Raw genomic sequence first — 21431 nt, forward strand, 5'->3', positions numbered from 1 at the left:
GAGACGTATGAAAAAAATAGTCTTTACAGGTGGCGGTTCGGCAGGGCATGTAACACCTAATTTAGCCATTATTCCATATTTAAAGGAAGACAACTGGGACATTTCTTATATTGGTTCTCATCAAGGAATTGAGAAGACGATTATAGAAAAGGAAGATATTCCGTACTATAGTATTGCGAGTGGAAAGCTACGCCGTTATTTTGATTTAAAAAATATAAAAGATCCTTTTCTTGTGATGAAGGGTGTTATGGACGCGTATGTAAGGATTCGAAAACTAAAACCAGATGTGATTTTTTCAAAAGGTGGTTTCGTATCTGTACCAGTCGTAATTGGAGGATGGCTAAATAGAGTACCAGTTTTATTACATGAGTCTGATATGACGCCAGGACTAGCAAATAAAATTGCGCTCCGTTTCGCTTCAAAAATATTTGTTACATTTGAAGAAGCTGCGAAACATTTACCGAAAGAAAAAGTAATTTATACAGGGTCTCCTGTACGTGAAGAAGTACTAAAGGGAGATCGTGAAAAAGCTTTAGCGTTTTTAGGTTTTTCACGTAAAAAGCCAGTTATTACAATTATGGGAGGAAGTTTGGGCGCAAAAAAAATTAACGAAACGGTTCGAGAAGCGTTACCAGAACTTCTGAGAAAATATCAAATTGTTCACCTTTGTGGAAAAGGTAATCTTGATGATAGTTTACAAAATAAAGAAGGATATAGACAATTTGAATATGTACACGGGGAACTGCCGGATATATTAGCGATAACAGATTTTGTTATTTCACGTGCGGGGTCCAACGCTATTTTTGAGTTTTTAACATTGCAAAAGCCGATGCTTCTAATTCCGCTATCGAAATTTGCAAGTCGTGGAGACCAAATATTAAATGCAGAATCATTTGAAAGGCAAGGATATGCCTCTGTACTGTATGAAGAAGATGTGACTGTCAATTCTCTTATAAAGCATGTTGAAGAGTTATCTCATAATAATGAGGCATATAAAACCGCATTAAAAAAATATAATGGAAAAGAAGCGATTCAAACAATCATTCACCATATTTCAGAGGCATGATGAAACAATCATGCCTCTTTTAGTAGGATGAAAGATTCCAAGAAACGGTGTTTTTATGTTACAATAGCAAATGGTTAGTAGGGAAATTCCAATTAATGAAGCGTGAAAATACGAATGGATTAGGAGTGACTGTGTTGGAGCTAAGTCTCTATGAAAATACTGCACTTATTATATGCTTTGTGTTGTACGTTGGTAGTGTTATTGTTTATATTTCAAGGAAATTTTCGCAAGAAAGAGAGCTTGAAAAATCAGAGATAACAGCTGAACTAGAAATGTTAGCTGATGAAAGTTATAAAAAGCAAAAAATAAAAGAAGATCATGAAGCATCCCATCATTTAAACGCAAATAAGTTTTAAAGATGGGGATTTTTTTTGAAGTCGTTTTTTATCATAGCTATAACAAGTAACGCTAAAAAGGAGTTTCCCCATACATAATGAAGGAGTGTATATAAATGAATTTTTACATTGCTTCAGGATTCCAAAATAAACAAATTGTACGCTCTATAGCGAATGAACTGAAACATGCAGGATGGCACCATACATATGATTGGACCAAAAACGAAAGAGCAGTGAATCAAGAACAATTAAGAGAAATTGGTCAGGCAGAAAAGAATGCTATTAAAGAAGCGGATGTATTTTTACTTATATTAGATGGTGGAAATGGGAGCCATACAGAGTTTGGAATGGCGATTGCACTAGAGAAAAAGATATATGTATATCATGAAGGAAATCCGCTCCAAACAACGTTCTATCATTTGCCAGAAATAAATATTTTTGAAGGAGATGCAGCAGAATTTGCATCTTCTGTTATGAATCATGTGAAATAATAATAACTACCTAAAAGGTTATAAAAGTGATCTTTTGGGTACAGTGATGATAAGAAACGTATATAAAGGAGTACATAATATGAAATTAGAAAATGGATGGGAAACGAGCTTTTTAGAAGTCGTACAAAAAAGTGAATTTAAGAAAGATGCGCAGCTTAGCCAATTACTTTTTGCAGATAGTGAAGAAGTAGAAGAGCTTGTTGATGATTATGGTTATGAAGAAATTATTGACCGCGAACATGATGAGGAATTAGCTGATATTTTAGGAGAAGAACTTTTTAGTGAGATGGAACGACACGTATTCTTATCTTCACAGCCAGAAGAAAAACTTATTTCATTCGTAAATGGATTAGGTTTTCATGTGTTAGATTGGATCGTTCTTCTTGAAACAGAATTTGGCATTGATAGTGCCCACTTTACGTCGGACGCCGTAAAAATGTTAGAAAAGCGCTTTAGACAATTTCCATACATAGAAGATAAGACAATTTTTAATATGGCATTTGGAGAAGCAATGGATGTATTAGAGTCCATTACAGGATTACAACTAAAGGAAAAGATGAACATATAATGTAAAAAAAGAACGTGATCACCTCACGTTCTTTTTTTACATTATAATAATTTTATCATCTAGTTTTGTTTGTCCGCTAAGAAGTGCGTTTAAATATTCCACTTTTCTTATGCAGGCTTGTATATGTCTTTCAACCTCTTGTAACTCTGCTTGATGATGCGTTTCAATAGGATGAATTTGTACGTTGAATTTTTCAAATTGACTACTATATGTTATTTCTGCATAGCCGCTCATAATATCGGTTTCGTTATGAAATAAAAATTGTTTCGTTTTGTCACAGAATGATACATTCTGAAAGCCATATACTTTTAATGCTTCAATTACTTTTTTTATCATTTTTGTATTCATTTTTTAACCCTCTTTACGAAGTTCTACTTATATATTATAACATAAAAAATTACATAGAAAGCGCTTCCAAGTGTATTTTATTATAAACTTTACGTTTCAATCACAAAAATGAAACAAAGAAAAAATAATTGTAAAGAAGGAAGGACTCTTTTATTGTTTCGTCATATATATAGAGAAATAGTGCAATGAAAGGAAATTTTCCGAGGTGGAGATTGTATTTCCAATTTGAGCGCAGTAAAAGAGGTGAAAATCTTGAACTTTGATATTGTAGGACAAAAAGCATATATAAAAGATGGAGCGCATCGGAACCGAATTGGAATTGTAAAGAAAAACGAGACGAAATTAGAATCGCAGTTTGCTATTGTAATTGGAGAACAAAGTATTGATGTAGAGCTCAAGGATATCGTGTTAGTTGGAGTAGATGTAGGACAATTTCATAAATGGTGCGAACAAAATGGTTATTTGTGAAAAGGACGGGCTGTGAGATAATGAAATATATTTGAGGAAAGAGAATATGTTATTGTATTCTCTTTTTCCGTGTTTAAGGAGATGGAAATGAAGTATAAAGAACGGGATTTTACATAGTGTTTGAAACAATATGTTATGCTTTATGTATATACGCTTTATGTATAAAAGATAAAGAGGAAGATGAAAAGAACTAAAAAAGGACGCTAACAGTTTTTGTTAGCGTCCTTTTCATTATGAAGCAATTTCACCAGTTTTTGTATCATCTTGATTGTACGTATCTTGATCTAATTCACCAAGCCATTTGCTTGAAATAAGACCTGCTGTCATAGAACCACTTACGTTAAGAGCTGTACGACCCATATCGATTAATGGTTCAACTGAGATAACAAGAGCGACAATACCGATTGGTAAGTTCATTGTAGATAGTACGATTAACGCTGCGAATGTTGCACCGCCACCAACGCCGGCAACACCAAATGAGCTAATTGCAACAACAGCGATTAAAGTTAAAATAAATTGTGGTTGTAATGGATCAATTCCTACAGTTGGAGCGACCATCATTGCAAGCATTGCTGGATAAATACCTGCGCAACCGTTTTGCCCGATAGATACTCCAAATGAGGCTGCGAAGTTTGCAATCCCTTCAGAAATACCAAGTTTTTCTTTTTGAGCTTCAATATTTAATGGCATTGCACCAGCACTAGAGCGAGATGTGAATGCAAATGTTAATACAGGGAACACCTTTTTCAAATATTGAATTGGATTTAAACCAGATAGAGCAATTAATAATAAGTGGATAACGAACATTACGATAAGTGCCACGTAAGACGCTAACACGAAGTTACCAAGTTTTAAAATAGCATTTATATCGCTACCAGCAACTGTTTTTGCCATAAGAGCTAATACGCCGTATGGAGTAAGACGTAAAATTAATGTTACCATACGCATTACAATTGCATATACAGCATCAAGCATCTTCTTAAATAGCTCTGCTTGTTCTGGATATTTTCGTTTTACACCTATAAAGGCGATACCGATAAATGCTGCAAATATTACAACAGAAATTGTTGAAGTTGGACGAGCACCTGTTAAATCAAGAAATGGATTTGTAGGTAACAGCTCTAATAATTTATCTGGAATTGTTGTCTTCTCAATAGAAGTAAATCTTTCTTCAACTAGCTTCAGACGAGCAGATTCTGCATCACCTTGTTGCAAGCCTGTTGCGGATACATCAAACCCTGCACTTGCAGCGATACCGACAGCTGCAGCAATTCCTGTAGTAAGAATTAAAATTCCGATAATAAGACCACTAATTTTACCAAGATTTTTCGTTAACTGTAATTTTGTAAATGCTGAAATGATAGATACTAAAATAAGTGGCATAACGATCATTTGAAGTAATTTCACATAACCGCTACCAATTAAGCCAAACCAAGTATTTGATTCAATAATGACTTTAGAAGTAGGCTCATAAATAAATTGTAATATAAGACCGAAGATAATTCCGATTCCTAAAGCAGTAAATACACGTTTATTAAAAGATACATGCTTACGTTGCATATAATATAATACGCCAACTAAAATGAGCATGACTGCAACGTTAATTCCGACAAGCAGTGTATTCATGATGATTCCCCCTAATTCCAATCTGTTATATAGAATATAAATCAATAAAACCTATAAGTCAACTAGGGAATTCCGGAATTAAAAAAAAGATGGCAAAATGCCACCTTTTAATGTCCAGCCCCTGGGACATGTAAGAACGTCGTGTAGTATGTAAATCCTATGAAGAAAACAGTCAAATATGCCCCGAATACGTATATATACATACGCTCTGTTAATTTTAAATAGCTTAAAAGTACGAAGAATCCTGTTTGTCCTAAAAATAGTAGTGCAGTCGAATGCATATCCCCTACGTAAAACATAACCGAGAAAATTCCAGTCCAAAAGCCGAGAACGCGAAACATGCGCTCCATGCCATCTCCCTCCTTTTCTAAAAAAAGTAAACCTCACTTCATTATAGTTTATTTTTCTTACTATTGTAAATATTCGTTCATATAAAAAGAAGCCAATTATAATTGGCTTCTTTTTATATGAATAATTAAATTGTTAGTTTATAATTACAAGATTTACATCCATCTAGTAGACTATCATTTCGTGTTAATTCCGTGTTAGGGAATAGGATTTCAAAAATCCCTTTCATCATATCTCCGTGCATGTTACAAATTTCAGTTGGGTGATGAACAGCAACTTCTTTAAATGGACAATTGTGTACATCATAGAAAATTTTTGTTCCATCTGCACTTAATTCAAATGCAGGTGATAAGCCAGCTGTTGAAAAGGCTTCCTTTGCAATTTGAACTTTTTGCTCCACTGTTAAAGCATCTTCACTCACATTTAAGCGCTGCATATGTTGTTGCATTAATTCGGCCCCGAATTGTTTCCCTGTTTCGTATAGCGCTTTTTCACCAGCAGCACCAAGGCTAAGTAAAGAATTAAACGCTATTCTTGCTAACAATTGATAGTCACGGAATGGAAATTGTAATTGGATAACATCATCAGATAATACATATAATCTGCTTGGTCTTCCGCCTTTTCCTGTTTTCTTTGTTTCTGATTTCAGCATATGAACATCTTCTAATTTAGATAAATGTAAACGTGCTACGTTTGGATGAATGTCAAACTCATCTGCAATTTCTTGTACAGTTACGTAACTATGTTTTTGAGAAATATATTTATAAATGTAATAACGAGTTGGATCAGATAATACACCTGTAATTTTTAAAGCTTGTTCCATGAGGATCTCCACCTTTATCACTTTATCCAAGATAATAACATTATAATACAGATAAACATGAGTATAGGTAATTTCAGACAATAATTCGGAAATTGTTCATAATTTCACAAACATATTTTTCCTTTTCTCTCTAGTGAAAATACAAAAATGCCGATTTTTCTTATGAATTTTTTCATGCTATATACATAGTGGGGAGGGAAAAATGATGAATGGAATTGAAAGCTTTGCGAATATGATTTTGAAAGAAGCGTGCAGGGTACAAGCGTCGGACTTACATATTGTGCCCCGGCAGAAGGATGTAGTGGTTCAGCTGCGTATAGGAAAAGATTTAATGACGAAATACTGTATTGAAAAGGAATTTGGAGAAAAACTTGTTTCACACTTTAAATTTTTAGCATCTATGGATATAGGGGAGAGGCGGAAGCCACAAAATGGTTCACTGTATTTACAAATGGATGGACAAGAAGTGTATTTGCGCCTTTCCACGCTTCCAACCGTATACCAAGAAAGTCTCGTTATTCGTCTTCATTTACAAGCATCTATTCAGCCGTTATCTCATCTTTCGTTATTTCCAAGTACAGCGAAGATACTACTTTCTTTTTTACGTTATTCTCATGGATTACTCGTATTTACTGGACCGACTGGTTCGGGGAAGACAACAACAATGTATGCATTATTAGAGGTAATTAGAAAAAAGAAAACACGTCGCATTGTTACACTGGAAGATCCAGTTGAAAAAAGAAATGACGATGTATTACAAATTCAAATAAATGAAAAAGCAGGTATCACATATGAGGCTGGACTAAAGGCTATTTTGCGTCATGATCCAGATGTTATTTTAGTCGGTGAAATTCGTGATGAAGAAACAGCGAAAATTGCTATAAGAGCAAGTTTGACTGGCCATTTAGTAATGACGACATTGCATACGAATGATGCGAGAGGGGCGATACTTAGGTTCATGGATTTTGGCATAACGAGGCAAGAAATCGAACAATCTTTATTAGCTATAGCTGCACAGCGACTTGTCGAATTAAAGTGTCCGTTTTGCAAAAGAAAGTGCTCAACTTTATGCAAATCAATGAGGCAAGTAAGGCAAGCGAGTATTTATGAGTTGTTATATGGATATGAGTTAAAACAAGCGATTAAAGAAGCAAACGGGGAATGTGTCACATACAAGCACGAAACATTACAATCTTCGATACGAAAAGGATACGCTTTAGGGTTTTTAGAAGAAGATGTTTATGTTTAAGGAAATATGGAGTTTAAGTGATCAAGTCATATTACTGAAACGATTAGGAGAACTATTAGAAAAAGGATACTCCCTTTTGCAGGCATTAGAATTTTTACGGTTTCAATTACCTTTAGAAAAGAAAGTACAATTGCAGCGCATGATTGATGGGTTGAAAGATGGAAAAAGTTTACACGACTCTTTTCATCAATTAAAGTTCCATCAGGAGATGTTAAGCTATTTATTTTATGCTGAACAGCATGGTGATATTTCTTTTGCCTTGCAACAAGGGAGTGCACTTCTTTATAAAAAGGATAAGTATAGGAAAGATATGATAAAAATAATGCAGTATCCTATGTTTTTAGCGATTTTTTTAATAATCATGATTTTGATTTTTAACCGTATTTTATTACCACAGGTTGATATGGTATATAGTTCATTTGGTTCTACAGCACCGTTATTCACAGAACAAATATTAAGTACAATTAAGTTACTCCCCTACCTTATTATTAATACCCTTTTTATCATTATGATTGTATTTGGTGTATATATAGTTTACTTTCGGAAACTCCCACATATGAAGCAGGTGAAAATTATACTTCGTATCCCCCTCGTAAAAACATTTCTTATTTTAAAGCATTCGCATTATTTCGCCACTCAATTGAGCGGTTTATTACACGGTGGATTATCAGTACTTGAGGCTCTAACAATAATGATGGAGCAAAAATATCATCCGTTCTTTCAATATGAAGCGGGTCGAATTGAGCGCCAATTAATTGCGGGAGAACCGTTGCAATCTATTATTGCTAAAAGCGGATATTATGAGGAAGAACTTTCTTATATTATTACACATGGACAAGCAAACGGTAATTTGGCGATTGAATTAGGTGACTATAGCGATCTTATTATGGAAAAGATGGAGCAAAAAATAAAACGTATGTTGGTGATTATTCAACCGATTTTATTTACGTGTATTGGAGGAATAGTTGTTCTTATGTATTTAGCCATGATTATGCCAATGTTTCAAATGATGAATTCTATATAGGAGGCATTTACATGCAGAATGAGGAAGGGTTTACCCTTTTAGAAATGTTATTAGTTATGGTCGTCATAACTGTATTATTACTATTAATTATTCCTAATGTAGTTACGCAGCGTTCATCCGTCGAAGGAAAAGGATGTAAAGCCTATGTGAAATCTATAGAAGCGCAAGTACAAGTATACCAACTACAACATAATAAAATTCCTACACTAAAAGAGTTAAGTGATGAAAAATATATTACAGCTGATAAGTGTCCGAATGGTGAATCTATTCATATTTCAAATGATGGAACAGTAACAAGTGGGAAACTGTGAAGCAAAAAGGTTTTACACTTTTAGAAATGCTACTCGTTTTATTTGCAATTTCTGTACTAAGTATGGTCACGTATTTTAATGTACATTCATTATATGAAAAACAAAAAATCGAACAATTTTTAAGACAGTTTTCAAATGATATTTTGTATATGCAACAATTAGCGATAAACCGTCAAAAACACTATACATTACGATGGCATAAAGATAGACATATGTATTATATAGGGGAATCGAGTACGGATCTTTCTATCATTAAAAGAGAATATGATAGCGATATACAATTGGATTTGAATACTTTTCCCAATCCGATGACATATAATCCGAGTGGAAATATTAATAGAGGTGGCACGATTTTACTTTCGTATCGAAGTTATAAATATGAGATTGTATTCCAGCTTGGAAGAGGGAGATTTACGTATCGTGAAATGTCAAAAAGGGTCAGTGATGGCTGAAATGATTGTAGCATTAAGTATAGTAATGATGGTGGTATCTTTACTACTTCCACAAACAGTATTGGTTATGCAAGAACGAAAAAACATACAACTTCGTTATAAGGCATTTGTATTATTAAAAAAAGAAGCAGCTTTATATATGTATGAGAATGAGGCAAAACAGCAGAAAGAAAAAGTCATAAACGGAAATGTATATTACACATATTGGGGAGGAAATGAAGTTTGTGTGATGTGGAAAGATGTGAAAGGCAGAATGATGGAACAATGCTTTTATGCAGGAGAAAAAATAAATTAGAAGCTGGGTTTACATTAATAGAAATGATCGTTTGTTTTTTTCTGTTATCACTGTTCTTTGTACTCTTCCCACGTTTGCATTTTATCGGAATGGAAAATAAACAATTGAAAGGATTAAATGATTGGGAGTGGGATGTGTTTTTAGGGCAAGTACAATTAGAGTTTCGTGAAGTATCATTTGTAGAAAAAATAGTTCCTGAAAATAGAGAGAGTATGTTGCGCTTCCGTCTTCGCACTGGAGATGAAGTGACGTATGAAAAATTGAATAATCATCTTATAAGAAAAGTGAACATGCGTGGAAGAGAAGTTATATTACAAAATGTTGAAAGAGTTTCGTATGAAGTAACGCCTCATTTGCTCTTTATAAATGTGAAAGATAGGAGCGGGATAATATATGAAGGTGTAGCTATAAGGTATAGCGAAATGGAAATAAATATATGAGAAAACAAGATGGATTTACGATGCCAGGAACAATCATTTTTCTTGTATTATTAACTTCGTTCTTTGTATACGAAACGAATATGTTACTTATAGATAAAAAATTTTATACTGAAATAGAGCAAAAGTTTGTACTGGAGGAACTACTAAATCGATCTATTACAAATATAAAAAAAGACTTAAAGAAAAAAGAAAAGGAAGATACTTTTTTCTTTCCATATGAAAAGGGGGAAGCAAGAGGAAATTACGTTTTTGAAAATGATGTTATTCTCGTTTCATTACAGTGTAAAATCAAGCAGGAAGTTTTCTATAAAGTAAGCTTTCGATATAGAAAAAAGGATGAGAAAATATTCGATTGGATAGAAGGATAGTATGTAAAATATATGGATAAAAAACCATGATTTCTCATTTGAAAATAGGCTGTTTTTTAAAAGGAAATGGATAAATAAAACAATTAAAAGTTTAAATTTTCTTAAAAAAGAGAAAGGTAGAAAGAATATGATATATTCATGCTATCCAATCATTATTTTTAGGGAGAATAGGGAAATGACAAACAACAATCAAATAGGTGAAAATAAGGAACAAACTATTTTTGATCATAAAGGAAATGTAATTAAGACAGAGGATAGAGAAATACAAATTATTTCAAAATTCGAAGAACCTCTTATTGTCGTGTTAGGAAATGTATTAAGTGATGAAGAGTGTGATGAATTAATTGAATTGTCTAAAAGTAAATTAGCACGTTCAAAAGTTGGTTCATCACGTGATGTAAATGATATTCGAACGAGTAGTGGTGCATTTTTGGACGATAATGAACTTACGGCGAAGATTGAAAAACGGATTTCATCTATCATGAATGTTCCTGCGTCGCATGGAGAAGGATTACACATTTTAAATTATGAAGTGGATCAACAATATAAAGCGCATTATGATTATTTTGCGGAACATAGTAGATCCGCTGCTAATAATCGTATTAGTACGCTTGTTATGTACTTAAATGATGTCGAAGAAGGCGGAGAAACGTTCTTTCCGAAATTAAATCTTTCTGTGCACCCTAGAAAGGGAATGGCAGTATACTTTGAGTATTTCTATCAAGACCAATCATTAAACGAGCTTACGTTACACGGAGGGGCACCTGTAACGAAAGGTGAGAAATGGATCGCAACGCAGTGGGTGAGAAGAGGTACTTATAAGTAAAAGTGTGTATGTGACGTTTTGTTCTTCAATGCATAAGGAGAACAAAACGTTTTTTTATTAAATAAAGGAGCATCTTTCGTTATAATAACAAGTAATACATGACGATTGAGAGGAAAGAACATGAAATCTATATACATAACCGGTTATATGGGAGCTGGGAAAACAACAATTGGAAAAGCGTTAAGTAAAGAACTTCATATGGATGTTGTAGATACAGATCAAAAAATTGAAGAGAATCAAGAGAAGGCAATTCTTGATATTTTTGCCGAAGAAGGTGAAATGGCTTTTCGAGAATATGAAAGTGAGATGTTACGTTCATTACCCGTTCGTAATGCAATTATTACAACTGGCGGCGGAATCATTGAGCGAGAGGAAAACCGAAAGTGGATGAAGGAAAATGGAATTGTCGTGTATTTATATTGCGATCCACATGTAATTGCAGAGAGGCTTCGTGAAGATACGACACGTCCACTATTTCAGAAGAAAGATATAGATGCATTTGTAACGAAATTTGAATCGCGCCGAGCTTATTATGAAGAGGCTCATATTCATATTGATACGACGAATAAGTCTGTAAAGCAAATTATGAATGAATTAAAAGAAAAGATTAATGAATAAAAAAGTGGACATACTAATCAAGTAGAGGTGATGATAATATGTCTACTAATGATTATGTTCGCTTTGTGACACAACAGTTTGTGTCGTATATGGATGCTCCAAAAGAAGATCGTAAACAAAAGAAAGAACAACGCCGTGCTGAAAAAGAGCCATTTATGAATAAGTGGTTTGGTGTTATGCCGCTAAGTGCTACTTTGCTTTATCGAAACGTAAAAAATAAAAGAAAAAAATCAAGTTAATTCTTTCGTAATATGTGTAGCAAAATGAAAATCCCCTAGTAGCATCATACTACTAGGGGATTTTCATTTATTGTATGGACTCTTTCTCTTCTGTAACGGCATGTATTTTATTGTTGACCCAGACAAATCCTATTCCGATACAAATGGAAATGCCCCACCCAACAGCGGTCATAATTGCTCTCATTTCACCATAGCCATCTACACCGAAAACAGAGATGAAATAAATTTTTAAGAAGCTTTTTAATATGAATTGAAGCCCGAAAAATAGTGTTAAATATTGTAGTGCTGGATAGATACGACTATCACGATACAGTTCACGACTTTTATCACGGTCATGCCCTTGCAGTGCTGCAATATCTGCTGCGAAATATAACATAAGTGGTTTTTTTATAAAAATTGTACATATAACGATAATGCCGAGTACGATGTGATAATATGCATCGTTCCACAACATTCGTTCAGCTGATCCAGATAATAAATCTACTGTCGTATTAGAAATGAGTGTAATTAAAATAAAGAACCCTGTTACGTTAAACTGTTTTTCTTTTTTAAAGGTATACAGTGTATAAATAATCCCCGGAACAGAGGAAAGTAACATCGCGTAATAAGGATCGATATAAGGTTTTGCAAATTTCCAAATGAGGAATGGAATTACGAGATAAAAGACAAGATCTAATATAGCTTTTTTATTTTGATTCATACAGAGCCTCCTTAAGTCATACATATATTTTATAATATAATTTCTGAAAATTGTATAAGGTTTAGTGAAAAAAGAAAAAGTATATGATTAGTAGATTGAAAAAAATTGCCCCTAGCGTAGTAAGTTTTTTTAGTATATAATAAAGGAAACGCTTTCATTTTTAATTTGTTCACAAAATGGACGGAAAATCACATATTTACTATCGATATGTTGCTTTATAATGAAACTAATTAAATATACATGCATACAATATTGTGAAATAAATAACATAAATAATCTATATAAATGTAAACGTTATCAAAAGAGAGAGGTGGAGACAATGAGTAAATTTTTCTTCAATCATAATCCAGCAACAGTAGAGGATGGAAGGCTTGTTAAATATGCTGAAATTATTTATGGAGAAGGTGGCCGTTCTGTATTAGAAAATTTAATGGTGAAGGCATCTATCAGATTGCGTGATCGTTATCCGAATAAATCTGACGAACAGATCTCGAACCTAGTAAATAAAGGCATCCATGATATGTTTCAAAAATATGTGAGTGAGTAAGAGTAGCCGATGGCTGCTCTTATTTTTTTGCATAAGGATGGTGCTTCTAGCTGAAAATAAGGATGTATTTTAAAGTGTGTAAAAAGGAGGGGAAAAGATGAGCAATGGAATTGGTCGTTCAAAAGAAAATCTTCCAACTGATGCTAATCATGTGAGTGCAAAGGATCGTGCGTATCAAAAACGCATGGCAAAGCAAAAACAACAAGAGCGTAATGGCGATAGAGGATAACTCAAAAAAGCTCCTTCTAAAACAGAAGGGGCTTTTTAAGATAGAAAATGATTCGCGGTAACATAAAAGAGTCCACCATTAATAATTTGCACTGTAATACGGGGTTCATATTGTTCTTGCAGTGCTTGCTTTTCAATTTCATAGCTTTCGGGAAGTTCATCACTTTCTTCATAAAAACGATTTAAAAGATCTAAATCGTGATTCCAGCGTACTCTTGCTTCTTTCGCCCACGTATGGTCATCTTCTGCAATTATATTTTTTAAAGCATCCTCTATACGTTGTAAACCACTTTGAGGTTTAATGATAGGTGAGAGCGTAAAACAAAAGTCAGGTATTTTTGGTGTAAGCTTAATTTTAGTTAATGTGTCATGAAAGTTTGCCATCATTGTTCCAGAAATGAGATGAATACCAATGGAGTGAAGAATATCTTTTTTTCGATCACATTGGTAGGAAACTTTTATATTTATACCGAGCCACGGGTGGAGTGGGGTATGTGTTGCTCCATTATGCCGTACGTCCTCATATAAACGTATGTAAGATCCTAGTTCTTTTGTTGTCTGGAAAATTTGATGTAGACGCGGTGAACCGTAGTGAATAAGCTCGCCATCATTTTCTTCATTTTCTGGATCTGTAATAAGAGTAAGGCGCATCGGATTCGGTACGCCTCCTGTTTTCTCAAGATAGTGCCAATAAAAAGGACGGTTCATTAATAATTTATCCATCTCAATTGTTAATTGTACGTCTAATAAGTGAGGAGAACGCTCTAAAATTTCACAGTTATTCGCCTCAAAAAAATTGTATAAGTAATTATGAATTTCATGTTGCTGCATAGCCTTGCACCTCAGCTTCGTTTCGTTTCGCAAAGTCGATAATAGATGTTAAGTTTTCCATCTTAATTCGGATTTCTCCTTCGCTTTTTGATTGCGAAAATATTTCTTGAATGTGTGCATCGATGTTTTTCATATTAATTCTCGTTAAAATTTCATCCAGCTCACCGATCACACGCTCAAATAAATTGATTTTTTCATATAACAGTTTCAAAATATGTTCTTCAACTGTGTGTTTTGTAGCTAAGTTATAAATATGAACATCATTCTTTTGACCAAGACGGTGAATACGTCCGATTCTTTGTTCCAGACGCATTGGGTTCCATGGTAAATCATAATTGATCATATGGCTACAAAACTGTAAGTTAATTCCTTCACCACCAGCTTCCGTTGCGATTAGCACTTGAGCATGATTTTGGAAAAGTTCCTTCATCCAATCTTTCTTCCCGCGTTTAAATCCGCCGCGGAATGGGACGGAAGAAATACCATGTTGTTGTAAAAACCATTGCAAATACATTTGTGACGCTCGGTATTCTGTGAAGATGACGACTTTATCGTCAATTTCTTTTATAAGCTCTAGAGCTTTATTTGCTTTTGAGTTAAAAGGAATATGATTAATTTTGTCCATTAGTATATCGATATGCGGATCTTTTACGTAATGCTCATTTTCCTTCTGTCGTTTTTCTACATGTTTTTTTAATGAATAGTAAACAGCCTCACGACTACTGCACGCTTCTCGTTTTAAAGTTAAGGATGAGAAAGCGGATGTGAAGGCATCTTGTCCTCGCCAATTTTCAATATTATTATACAAATCTTGCTCTTCTTCATTAAACTCAACAAAAATTGTACGTACATGTCTCTTGGGCCAATCAATTCCGGTATTGTGACGTCGATTTCGGACCATCACTTTGTTAATAAGAGCTTTTAAATCTTCATCTGATTCGGCTGAACGATTTTTTGAAGCGTAATATTCTTCAAAGTTGGACTGATTGCCTAAATGTCCTGGTTTTAATAAAGAAACGAGGTTAAAAATTTCATCAATCTTATTTTGAACAGGAGTAGCGGTTAATAATAAACAAAATTTCTTTTTTAATCGCTGTGCAAATTCATAGTTTTTTGTTTTATTATTTTTAAGTTTATGTGCTTCATCGATAATAATAAGGTCATATTCTAAGTTCAAAACGATATCACGATGTGGTGAACGTTTTGCAGTATCAATCGATGATACAATCACATCGGCTTGTTCCCACGAGTAGCTTTTCTTTTGGGCTACAGCTGGAATGAAAAACTTTGTATTTAATTCGTATGCCCATTGTGATACGAGAGAGGCTGGGACGAGTATAAGTACTTTTTTCACAAGGCCGCGGACCATATATTCTTTTAAAATAAGTCCAGCTTCAATCGTTTTTCCAAGTCCCACTTCATCCGCTAGAATCGCTTTACCATTCATTTGTTCAATAACATTTTGAGCGACTTCTAATTGATGAGGAAGCGGTGTGAAATGGGATAAATGTTTCGGTGCTTGTAATCCATCAAAAGTAGGAACAAGTAACGATTTCTCTGTTTCATAAGCTAAATGATATAAATCCCAGTTTGTCCAAGGGCCATCTTCGTCAATTCTATTTAAAAAATTGTTTTGCCACGTTCGATCTATGGAAATATCGACATTCATTACGACTCTCCCACCTTTTATAAATTAAAGTAATATATGAAAAAATCTTTACTATATAAGCCTTGTAACAAGGCGTTATTACACTTACTGAAAGTTAAAGAATAAGCAAAGATAAAGGACTAAATCTTAAAAGTTGTATGTAATAAGATTAAGCATGAAAAATTCTAAATTATTTTTTATGCTAGAATATTGATGAAATATAGCGAATAATGTTAGGATAATGGTGTGAAATGTGTGGAATCTTTCGTATTTTATCCAAGAAAGTGATTTTTTATTTACGCTTTCATAAAAAAATATAATGAGATTCCGTATATCCTATCTTTTTAGAATGAAAATGTTTAGAAAAGAGTAACAACTTTTATTGATTTGTCAGAGCATAAGGGGGAGAGATCATGATTACATTACAACGTACACCGTTATTTGATGTATACGCGAAGTATGGTGGGAAAACAATCGACTTCGGTGGTTGGGAGTTACCAGTTCAATTTTCAAGCATTAAAGAAGAACATGAAGCTGTACGTACAGCGGCGGGTTTGTTCGATGTGTCTCATATGGGAGAAGTTGAGGTAAAAGGTGTAGATAGTTTAGCATTTTTACAACGTGTTGTTACAAATGACGTATCTACCTTAAAGGTAGGAGGCGCACAATATACAGCAATGTGCTACGAAAATGGTGGTACAGTAGATGATTTATTAATCTACAAACGTGGTGAAGAAGACTATTTATTAGTTATCAACGCATCAAATATCGAGAAAGATTACGAATGGTTAGCTAGCCATGTAATTGGCGATGCGACAGTAGTCAATGTTTCTAGCGAAGTTGCACAGCTTGCAATTCAAGGACCAAAAGCAGAAGGCATTTTACAAAAAGTTGTGTCAGAAGATTTAAAAGAAATTAAGTTCTTTAAATTTAAAAACGATATTCTTGTAGATGGAATTCCAGCACTTGTATCTCGTACAGGTTACACAGGTGAAGATGGATTTGAAATTTACTGTAAGAGTGAAGATGCAGCAAAACTTTGGGAGAAACTTCTTGAAGTTGGAGCAGAAGAAGGCTTAAAAGCATGTGGTTTAGGTGCTCGTGATACACTTCGCTTCGAAGCAACATTACCACTTTATGGTCAAGAATTATCAAAAGATATTACACCGATTGAAGCTGGAATTGGCTTTGCGGTAAAAACAAATAAAGAAGCAGACTTCTTTGGAAAAGCAACGTTAAAAGAGCAAAAAGAAAACGGTGCGCCTCGCAAATTAGTCGGCATCGAAGTAATTGAACGTGGAATTCCTCGTACGCATTACCCTGTATTTATTGGAGAAGAAAAGATCGGGGAAGTAACAAGTGGTACACAATCTCCAACGTTAAAGAAAAGCATTGGTTTAGCACTAATTGATGTAAAATACGCAGCAGTTGATACAGAAGTAGAAATTGAAATTCGTAATAAACGCGTCAAAGCAGTAGTTGTTCCAACACCATTTTATAAACGTTCAAAGTAACGGGGAGAGGGGTAGATTTCATGTTGCATCGTTATCTTCCAATGACAGAAGAAGACAAAAAAGAAATGTTACAAACGATCGGCGTTCAAACGATCGATGAGTTATTCTCTGATATTCCAGAGAGTGTTCGTTTTAAAGGGGATTTAAAAATTAAAGAAGCAAAATCAGAGCCAGAGCTTTTAAAAGAGTTATCTCAAATGGCTAGTAAAAATGCGAACTTAAAAGAATACGCTTCTTTCTTAGGAGCTGGTGTATACGATCATTACGCTCCAGTAATTGTAGATCATGTTATCTCTCGCTCAGAATTTTATACAGCTTACACGCCATACCAACCAGAAATTTCACAAGGGGAATTACAAGCAATCTTTGAATTCCAAACGATGATTTGTGAATTAACAGGAATGGATGTAGCAAACTCTTCTATGTACGACGGTGGTACAGCTTTAGCTGAAGCGGCAATGCTAGCGGCTGGCCATACTCGTAAAAAGAAAATTCTTGTATCTAGTGCAGTGCACCCAGAATCAAGAGCAGTACTTGAAACATATGCAAAAGGTCAACATCTTGAAGTTGTTGAAATTAATCATAAAGATGGTGTAACAGATTTAGACGTATTACAAAGTGAAGTAGATGATACTGTTGCTTGTGTAATCGTTCAATATCCAAACTTCTTCGGACAAGTTGAAAAATTAGCTGATATTGAAAAAATCGTTCATCAACAAAAATCATTATTTATCGTTTCTTCAAATCCATTATCATTAGGCGCATTAACACCACCAGGAAAATTTGGTGCTGATATTGTAATCGGTGATGCACAGCCATTTGGTATTCCAACGCAGTTTGGTGGACCGCACTGTGGTTACTTTGCAACAACGAAAGCATTTATGCGTAAAATTCCAGGACGTCTTGTTGGACAAACTGTAGATTCAGATGGGAAACGTGGGTTTGTATTAACGTTACAAGCTCGTGAACAGCATATCCGCCGTGATAAAGCGACATCTAACATTTGTTCAAACCAAGCGTTAAATGCATTAGCAGCTTCTGTTGCAATGACGGCACTTGGTAAACAAGGTGTGAAAGAAATGGCACGTCAAAACATTTCTAAAGCGCAATACGCAAAACGTCAATTCGAAGCGAAAGGCTTCACTGTAACATTTGCTGGTCCATTCTTCAATGAGTTCGTTGTAGATTGTAAGCGTCCAGTGAAAGAAGTAAACGATGCATTATTACAAAAGAATATTATCGGCGGTTACGATCTAGGCCGTGATTATAAAGAGCATGAGAACCATATGCTTGTAGCAGTAACTGAGCTTCGTACAAAAGAGGAAATTGACACACTTGTAAACGAAATGGGGGCTATCCAATGAAGAACCAAGACCAAGCACTTATCTTTGAAGTGAGTAAAGAAGGACGCATAGGATATAGCTTACCAAAATTAGATGTAGAAGAAGTGAAACTAGAAGATGTGTTTGAGAGCGATTATATTCGAGTAGAAGATGCAGAGCTACCAGAAGTATCTGAACTTGATATTATGCGCCACTATACAGCACTTTCAAACCGTAACCACGGCGTTGATTCTGGGTTCTATCCACTTGGATCTTGTACGATGAAATATAATCCGAAAATTAATGAGAGTGTAGCTCGTTTCGCAGGATTTGCAAATATTCATCCGTTGCAAGACGAGAAGACAGTACAAGGTGCAATGGAATTAATGTACGATTTACAAGAGCATTTAATTGAAATTACAGGTATGGATACTGTTACATTACAACCAGCAGCTGGTGCACACGGAGAATGGGCAGGCTTAATGTTAATTCGTGCATACCATGAAGCAAATGGTGACTTTAACCGTACGAAAGTAATTGTTCCTGACTCTGCTCACGGAACGAATCCAGCATCTGCAACTGTAGCTGGTTTTGAAACAATTACAGTAAAATCAAATGAACATGGTCTTGTTGACTTAGAAGATTTAAAACGTGTTGTAAATGAAGAAACAGCAGCACTTATGTTAACAAATCCTAATACATTAGGTTTATTTGAAGAAAACATTTTAGAAATGGCAGAAATCGTCCATAATGCAGGCGGTAAATTATACTATGATGGTGCAAACTTAAATGCAGTATTAAGCCAAGCGCGCCCAGGAGATATGGGATTTGACGTTGTGCATTTAAACCTTCATAAAACATTTACAGGTCCTCACGGCGGCGGTGGCCCAGGTTCTGGTCCAGTAGGTGTGAAAGCTGATTTAATTCCGTACTTACCAAAACCAATTTTAGAGAAAACGGAAAATGGCTATCACTTTAACTATGATCGTCCAGAAGCAATTGGGCGCGTAAAACCATTCTATGGTAACTTCGGAATTAACGTTCGTGCATACACATACATTCGTTCTATGGGTCCAGATGGCTTGCGTGCAGTAACGGAGTATGCGGTATTAAATGCGAACTATATGATGAGAAGATTAGCACCATTCTATGATCTTCCATTCGATAGACATTGTAAGCATGAGTTTGTATTATCAGGTCGTCGTCAAAAGAAACTTGGTGTACGTACATTAGATATCGCAAAACGCCTGCTTGATTTCGGTTACCATCCACCAACAATTTACTTCCCGTTAAATGTGGAAGAATGTATTATGATTGAGCCGACAGAAACAGAATCAAAAGAAACTTTAGACGGTTTCATTGATAAGATGATTCAAATCGCTAAAGAAGTAGAAGAAAATCCAGAAGTTGTACAAGAAGCACCGCATACAACAGTCATTAAACGTTTAGATGAAACGATGGCTGCACGTAAACCAGTTTTACGTTATGCAAAGCCAGCTCCTGTACAAGTTTGATTAGAATAACAAAAGAAGAACTCGCTATATGCGGGTTCTTTTTTTGTATGGAGAATTAGTGCAGAAATAGTGAAGAAAATGTTAAAAAATTATATTTTTTGTTTCCTAATGGTGTAAAGGTGTAGTTTTATAGGTAGTTTTGTTGAAAAAGTCGGTTTGATAAAAGTATTTATTTTTGTTAGAATTTTATTGAAATTAAGAAGATGTGATGAGGCAAAGATTACTCATTTTTATGTATATGTGAAAAAACGAGCAAGACGGGGGTGAAAGTGTGGGATATCGATGTTATAGGATGGTATACCATTTAGAAAATGGAGAAACAATTAAAGATATAAAAGAATTTTGTTACCGAGATCAAGGAAAAGTACTAGAAAGAGTAGCGCATCGTGTAATGGATAATAGAGAAGTGACGGCAATTGATAAGCAAGGAACGATCATTTCAATAGCATGTGAGGACATTGTAAAGGTGGAACTTGATTACATAACAGAAAGTTAACCTTGAGTCATATCGAATTATTCGATAAAATATACTGTTGAATGGTGAAGTGAGAAGAGAGGAGTTTATCATGGGTAGTACAAGACACTTTTATATGTTTATCTTAGCGTTTGTTCTTGTTGTGGCATTAACGATTTATTTAATTGTTGATAGCACTTGGTACAACACAGTTCATCCGGCATTCCTTCTATTTATGTATGTAGGAATTGCGGTAGTGAGTTTCGGAATGAGAGATGAGATGTTAGATCGCTTTGAAAAGTGATACATATACGAAAGACCAACAGGAAAATGTTGGTCTTTTTTTCTTGCCAAAAATAGGATCGTGTGTATATACAGTATATACACACGATGGAGGAAAACATGAATATTATTATTTCGAATTCTTCCCAAGACCCTATTTATGTGCAAATAAGAAAACAATTAAGCCAGCTTATTTTAAATGGTGGTTTAAAGGGTGGAGATCAATTACCGTCTATTCGCAGCTTAGCGAAGGAATTACAAATTAGTGTCATTACAACGAAGCGTGCATACGAGGAGCTTGAGAAAGAAGGATATATAGAAACTGTTGCTGGGAAGGGGACTTATGTTTCACGTAAAAATAATGAACTATTAAAAGAACAAAGGCTTCGCCTATTGGAAAGTAAAGCGGAAGAGATTGTGAATGAAAGTAAAGCGTTGCAGCTTTCACTTGAAGATTTACAGCAGATGATAGCGTGTTTATATGAGGGGGAATAAA

31 protein-coding genes are annotated in these 21431 nt (G+C 34.6%); 23 read left to right on the forward strand and 8 right to left on the reverse strand.

Going from position 1 to position 21431, the window contains the following annotated elements; all coding sequences use genetic code 11:
• Positions 1-7 precede the first annotated feature (7 nt).
• The 4 genes from murG to AC0L0O_RS03315 all read left to right on the forward strand — a co-directional run bounded on the left by murG (position 8) and on the right by AC0L0O_RS03315 (position 2460).
• A complete protein-coding gene (gene murG, locus AC0L0O_RS03300; protein WP_000724762.1) occupies positions 8-1066 on the forward strand; it encodes an undecaprenyldiphospho-muramoylpentapeptide beta-N-acetylglucosaminyltransferase in 1059 nt (352 codons plus the stop codon).
• A gap of 95 nt (positions 1067-1161) precedes the next feature.
• Positions 1162-1422, forward strand: coding sequence for a DUF3966 domain-containing protein (locus AC0L0O_RS03305; protein WP_000817964.1), 261 nt, complete (start codon positions 1162-1164; stop codon positions 1420-1422).
• Positions 1423-1517: 95 nt separating this feature from the next.
• On the forward strand, positions 1518-1892 hold the full coding sequence (locus AC0L0O_RS03310) for a nucleoside 2-deoxyribosyltransferase (RefSeq protein ID WP_001012351.1): 375 nt from the start codon (positions 1518-1520) through the stop codon (positions 1890-1892).
• 79 nt (positions 1893-1971) lie between these two features.
• Entirely contained in the window at positions 1972-2460 is a 489-nt protein-coding gene (locus AC0L0O_RS03315) for a hypothetical protein (RefSeq protein ID WP_000764252.1), read from the forward strand.
• Between the two features lie 36 nt (positions 2461-2496).
• Here the strand turns inward: AC0L0O_RS03315 and AC0L0O_RS03320 are convergent, their stop codons facing one another.
• Positions 2497-2808 carry a hypothetical protein gene (locus AC0L0O_RS03320; protein ID WP_001093243.1) on the reverse strand — a complete coding sequence of 104 codons (312 nt, stop codon included), beginning with the start codon at positions 2806-2808 and terminating at the stop codon, positions 2497-2499.
• A 252-nt stretch (positions 2809-3060) separates the two neighbouring features.
• On the opposite strand from AC0L0O_RS03320, the gene AC0L0O_RS03325 reads away from it, so the two are divergent.
• A complete protein-coding gene (locus AC0L0O_RS03325; RefSeq protein WP_001008320.1) occupies positions 3061-3276 on the forward strand; it encodes a DUF3912 family protein in 216 nt (71 codons plus the stop codon).
• A gap of 231 nt (positions 3277-3507) precedes the next feature.
• On the opposite strand, the gene AC0L0O_RS03330 is transcribed toward AC0L0O_RS03325, so the two are convergent.
• From AC0L0O_RS03330 to AC0L0O_RS03340, 3 genes are all read right to left on the reverse strand, one after another.
• On the reverse strand, positions 3508-4902 hold the full coding sequence (locus AC0L0O_RS03330) for an L-cystine transporter (protein ID WP_001094329.1): 1395 nt from the start codon (positions 4900-4902) through the stop codon (positions 3508-3510).
• Positions 4903-5009: 107 nt separating this feature from the next.
• Positions 5010-5252: a DUF2626 domain-containing protein gene (locus AC0L0O_RS03335; RefSeq protein WP_000440711.1), complete on the reverse strand. Its 243-nt coding sequence runs from the start codon at positions 5250-5252 to the stop codon at positions 5010-5012.
• Positions 5253-5377: 125 nt separating this feature from the next.
• Positions 5378-6073, reverse strand: coding sequence for a helix-turn-helix transcriptional regulator (locus AC0L0O_RS03340; RefSeq protein WP_000434117.1), 696 nt, complete (start codon positions 6071-6073; stop codon positions 5378-5380).
• 205 nt (positions 6074-6278) lie between these two features.
• On the opposite strand from AC0L0O_RS03340, the gene comGA reads away from it, so the two are divergent.
• The 10 genes from comGA (at position 6279) to AC0L0O_RS03390 (ending at position 11895) form a co-directional block, all read left to right on the forward strand.
• Entirely contained in the window at positions 6279-7322 is a 1044-nt protein-coding gene (gene comGA, locus AC0L0O_RS03345; protein WP_001013197.1) for a competence protein ComGA, read from the forward strand.
• Positions 7315-8346: a comG operon protein ComGB gene (comGB, locus tag AC0L0O_RS03350; protein WP_000471907.1), complete on the forward strand. Its 1032-nt coding sequence runs from the start codon at positions 7315-7317 to the stop codon at positions 8344-8346. Before comGA ends, comGB begins: the two co-directional genes overlap by 8 nt.
• A gap of 11 nt (positions 8347-8357) precedes the next feature.
• Positions 8358-8657 carry a comG operon protein ComGC gene (gene comGC, locus AC0L0O_RS03355; protein WP_001178696.1) on the forward strand — a complete coding sequence of 100 codons (300 nt, stop codon included), beginning with the start codon at positions 8358-8360 and terminating at the stop codon, positions 8655-8657.
• Complete coding sequence (gene comGD, locus AC0L0O_RS03360; RefSeq protein WP_000810395.1) at positions 8654-9109, forward strand: comG operon protein ComGD; 456 nt, start codon at positions 8654-8656, stop codon at positions 9107-9109. Before comGC ends, comGD begins: the two co-directional genes overlap by 4 nt.
• The gene (gene comGE, locus AC0L0O_RS03365) at positions 9102-9404 is read left to right on the forward strand and encodes a competence type IV pilus minor pilin ComGE (protein ID WP_000829456.1); all 303 of its coding nucleotides are present in this window, start codon (positions 9102-9104) and stop codon (positions 9402-9404) included. Before comGD ends, comGE begins: the two co-directional genes overlap by 8 nt.
• Complete coding sequence (comGF, locus tag AC0L0O_RS03370) at positions 9374-9844, forward strand: competence type IV pilus minor pilin ComGF (protein WP_000923094.1); 471 nt, start codon at positions 9374-9376, stop codon at positions 9842-9844. Before comGE ends, comGF begins: the two co-directional genes overlap by 31 nt.
• Positions 9841-10212 carry a competence type IV pilus minor pilin ComGG gene (gene comGG / locus AC0L0O_RS03375; RefSeq protein ID WP_001231192.1) on the forward strand — a complete coding sequence of 124 codons (372 nt, stop codon included), beginning with the start codon at positions 9841-9843 and terminating at the stop codon, positions 10210-10212. The genes comGF and comGG overlap by 4 nt, the downstream gene beginning before the upstream one ends.
• 175 nt (positions 10213-10387) lie before the next feature.
• On the forward strand, positions 10388-11038 hold the full coding sequence (locus tag AC0L0O_RS03380; RefSeq protein WP_000183878.1) for a 2OG-Fe(II) oxygenase: 651 nt from the start codon (positions 10388-10390) through the stop codon (positions 11036-11038).
• Between the two features lie 120 nt (positions 11039-11158).
• Positions 11159-11656 (forward strand): shikimate kinase AroK, encoded by a 498-nt coding sequence (gene aroK / locus AC0L0O_RS03385; protein WP_000836643.1) that lies wholly within the window; start codon positions 11159-11161, stop codon positions 11654-11656.
• A gap of 38 nt (positions 11657-11694) precedes the next feature.
• Positions 11695-11895: a YqzE family protein gene (locus tag AC0L0O_RS03390; protein WP_000106085.1), complete on the forward strand. Its 201-nt coding sequence runs from the start codon at positions 11695-11697 to the stop codon at positions 11893-11895.
• Positions 11896-11962: 67 nt separating this feature from the next.
• Here the strand turns inward: AC0L0O_RS03390 and AC0L0O_RS03395 are convergent, their stop codons facing one another.
• Both AC0L0O_RS03395 and AC0L0O_RS03400 read right to left on the reverse strand, forming a co-directional pair.
• Positions 11963-12595, reverse strand: coding sequence for a VC0807 family protein (locus tag AC0L0O_RS03395; protein ID WP_001073108.1), 633 nt, complete (start codon positions 12593-12595; stop codon positions 11963-11965).
• A gap of 129 nt (positions 12596-12724) precedes the next feature.
• A complete protein-coding gene (locus AC0L0O_RS03400) occupies positions 12725-12841 on the reverse strand; it encodes a hypothetical protein (protein ID WP_001987222.1) in 117 nt (38 codons plus the stop codon).
• A gap of 73 nt (positions 12842-12914) precedes the next feature.
• Between AC0L0O_RS03400 and AC0L0O_RS03405 the strand changes: the two genes are divergently transcribed.
• Together AC0L0O_RS03405 and AC0L0O_RS03410 are read left to right on the forward strand one after the other, a co-directional pair.
• Complete coding sequence (locus tag AC0L0O_RS03405) at positions 12915-13142, forward strand: hypothetical protein (protein ID WP_000032702.1); 228 nt, start codon at positions 12915-12917, stop codon at positions 13140-13142.
• Between the two features lie 97 nt (positions 13143-13239).
• Positions 13240-13371 (forward strand): hypothetical protein, encoded by a 132-nt coding sequence (locus tag AC0L0O_RS03410; protein ID WP_000064669.1) that lies wholly within the window; start codon positions 13240-13242, stop codon positions 13369-13371.
• A gap of 35 nt (positions 13372-13406) precedes the next feature.
• Here AC0L0O_RS03410 and AC0L0O_RS03415 read toward each other — a convergent pair whose 3' ends face one another.
• Both AC0L0O_RS03415 and AC0L0O_RS03420 read right to left on the reverse strand, forming a co-directional pair.
• A complete protein-coding gene (locus AC0L0O_RS03415; protein WP_001183959.1) occupies positions 13407-14201 on the reverse strand; it encodes a YqhG family protein in 795 nt (264 codons plus the stop codon).
• Positions 14188-15870 carry a DEAD/DEAH box helicase gene (locus AC0L0O_RS03420; protein ID WP_001100022.1) on the reverse strand — a complete coding sequence of 561 codons (1683 nt, stop codon included), beginning with the start codon at positions 15868-15870 and terminating at the stop codon, positions 14188-14190. Before AC0L0O_RS03420 ends, AC0L0O_RS03415 begins: the two co-directional genes overlap by 14 nt.
• Positions 15871-16262: 392 nt before the next feature.
• Here AC0L0O_RS03420 and gcvT point away from each other — a divergent pair, with 392 nt between their 5' ends.
• The 6 genes from gcvT (at position 16263) to AC0L0O_RS03450 (ending at position 21430) form a co-directional block, all read left to right on the forward strand.
• Positions 16263-17363 (forward strand): glycine cleavage system aminomethyltransferase GcvT, encoded by a 1101-nt coding sequence (gcvT, locus tag AC0L0O_RS03425; protein WP_000631769.1) that lies wholly within the window; start codon positions 16263-16265, stop codon positions 17361-17363.
• 20 nt (positions 17364-17383) lie between these two features.
• Positions 17384-18727, forward strand: coding sequence for an aminomethyl-transferring glycine dehydrogenase subunit 1 (gene gcvPA / locus AC0L0O_RS03430; RefSeq protein WP_000903231.1), 1344 nt, complete (start codon positions 17384-17386; stop codon positions 18725-18727).
• Positions 18724-20199, forward strand: a complete 1476-nt coding sequence (gene gcvPB, locus AC0L0O_RS03435; protein ID WP_473785646.1) for an aminomethyl-transferring glycine dehydrogenase subunit 2 — start codon at positions 18724-18726, stop codon at positions 20197-20199. Before gcvPA ends, gcvPB begins: the two co-directional genes overlap by 4 nt.
• A gap of 292 nt (positions 20200-20491) precedes the next feature.
• A complete protein-coding gene (locus AC0L0O_RS03440) occupies positions 20492-20695 on the forward strand; it encodes a DUF3929 family protein (RefSeq protein ID WP_000262494.1) in 204 nt (67 codons plus the stop codon).
• Between the two features lie 70 nt (positions 20696-20765).
• Positions 20766-20957 carry a hypothetical protein gene (locus AC0L0O_RS03445; protein WP_000535935.1) on the forward strand — a complete coding sequence of 64 codons (192 nt, stop codon included), beginning with the start codon at positions 20766-20768 and terminating at the stop codon, positions 20955-20957.
• 98 nt (positions 20958-21055) lie between these two features.
• Positions 21056-21430: a GntR family transcriptional regulator gene (locus AC0L0O_RS03450; protein ID WP_001021351.1), complete on the forward strand. Its 375-nt coding sequence runs from the start codon at positions 21056-21058 to the stop codon at positions 21428-21430.
• The last annotated feature ends 1 nt before the right edge of the window (position 21431 follow it).

The sequence above is a fragment of the Bacillus sp. GS3m_15504 genome (genome assembly GCF_055825275.1).

Coding starts and splice junctions, on each gene's coding strand:
- comGF (WP_000923094.1), top strand. CDS start 9,374: ATGCTTTTATGCAGGAGAAAAAATAAATTAGAAGCTGGGTTTACATTA.
- AC0L0O_RS03340 (WP_000434117.1), bottom strand. CDS start 6,073: ATGGAACAAGCTTTAAAAATTACAGGTGTATTATCTGATCCAACTCGT.
- AC0L0O_RS03415 (WP_001183959.1), bottom strand. CDS start 14,201: ATGCAGCAACATGAAATTCATAATTACTTATACAATTTTTTTGAGGCG.
- gcvPA (WP_000903231.1), top strand. CDS start 17,384: ATGTTGCATCGTTATCTTCCAATGACAGAAGAAGACAAAAAAGAAATG.
- AC0L0O_RS03395 (WP_001073108.1), bottom strand. CDS start 12,595: ATGAATCAAAATAAAAAAGCTATATTAGATCTTGTCTTTTATCTCGTA.
- AC0L0O_RS03330 (WP_001094329.1), bottom strand. CDS start 4,902: ATGAATACACTGCTTGTCGGAATTAACGTTGCAGTCATGCTCATTTTA.
- AC0L0O_RS03420 (WP_001100022.1), bottom strand. CDS start 15,870: ATGAATGTCGATATTTCCATAGATCGAACGTGGCAAAACAATTTTTTA.
- AC0L0O_RS03440 (WP_000262494.1), top strand. CDS start 20,492: ATGGTATACCATTTAGAAAATGGAGAAACAATTAAAGATATAAAAGAA.
- gcvPB (WP_473785646.1), top strand. CDS start 18,724: ATGAAGAACCAAGACCAAGCACTTATCTTTGAAGTGAGTAAAGAAGGA.
- AC0L0O_RS03390 (WP_000106085.1), top strand. CDS start 11,695: ATGTCTACTAATGATTATGTTCGCTTTGTGACACAACAGTTTGTGTCG.
- comGC (WP_001178696.1), top strand. CDS start 8,358: ATGCAGAATGAGGAAGGGTTTACCCTTTTAGAAATGTTATTAGTTATG.
- AC0L0O_RS03405 (WP_000032702.1), top strand. CDS start 12,915: ATGAGTAAATTTTTCTTCAATCATAATCCAGCAACAGTAGAGGATGGA.
- aroK (WP_000836643.1), top strand. CDS start 11,159: ATGAAATCTATATACATAACCGGTTATATGGGAGCTGGGAAAACAACA.
- AC0L0O_RS03450 (WP_001021351.1), top strand. CDS start 21,056: ATGAATATTATTATTTCGAATTCTTCCCAAGACCCTATTTATGTGCAA.
- AC0L0O_RS03380 (WP_000183878.1), top strand. CDS start 10,388: ATGACAAACAACAATCAAATAGGTGAAAATAAGGAACAAACTATTTTT.
- comGE (WP_000829456.1), top strand. CDS start 9,102: ATGGCTGAAATGATTGTAGCATTAAGTATAGTAATGATGGTGGTATCT.
- AC0L0O_RS03445 (WP_000535935.1), top strand. CDS start 20,766: ATGGGTAGTACAAGACACTTTTATATGTTTATCTTAGCGTTTGTTCTT.
- murG (WP_000724762.1), top strand. CDS start 8: ATGAAAAAAATAGTCTTTACAGGTGGCGGTTCGGCAGGGCATGTAACA.
- AC0L0O_RS03335 (WP_000440711.1), bottom strand. CDS start 5,252: ATGGAGCGCATGTTTCGCGTTCTCGGCTTTTGGACTGGAATTTTCTCG.
- comGG (WP_001231192.1), top strand. CDS start 9,841: ATGAGAAAACAAGATGGATTTACGATGCCAGGAACAATCATTTTTCTT.
- AC0L0O_RS03400 (WP_001987222.1), bottom strand. CDS start 12,841: ATGCATGTATATTTAATTAGTTTCATTATAAAGCAACATATCGATAGT.
- AC0L0O_RS03320 (WP_001093243.1), bottom strand. CDS start 2,808: ATGAATACAAAAATGATAAAAAAAGTAATTGAAGCATTAAAAGTATAT.
- AC0L0O_RS03305 (WP_000817964.1), top strand. CDS start 1,162: ATGAAGCGTGAAAATACGAATGGATTAGGAGTGACTGTGTTGGAGCTA.
- comGB (WP_000471907.1), top strand. CDS start 7,315: ATGTTTAAGGAAATATGGAGTTTAAGTGATCAAGTCATATTACTGAAA.
- comGA (WP_001013197.1), top strand. CDS start 6,279: ATGAATGGAATTGAAAGCTTTGCGAATATGATTTTGAAAGAAGCGTGC.
- gcvT (WP_000631769.1), top strand. CDS start 16,263: ATGATTACATTACAACGTACACCGTTATTTGATGTATACGCGAAGTAT.
- AC0L0O_RS03315 (WP_000764252.1), top strand. CDS start 1,972: ATGAAATTAGAAAATGGATGGGAAACGAGCTTTTTAGAAGTCGTACAA.
- AC0L0O_RS03410 (WP_000064669.1), top strand. CDS start 13,240: ATGAGCAATGGAATTGGTCGTTCAAAAGAAAATCTTCCAACTGATGCT.
- AC0L0O_RS03310 (WP_001012351.1), top strand. CDS start 1,518: ATGAATTTTTACATTGCTTCAGGATTCCAAAATAAACAAATTGTACGC.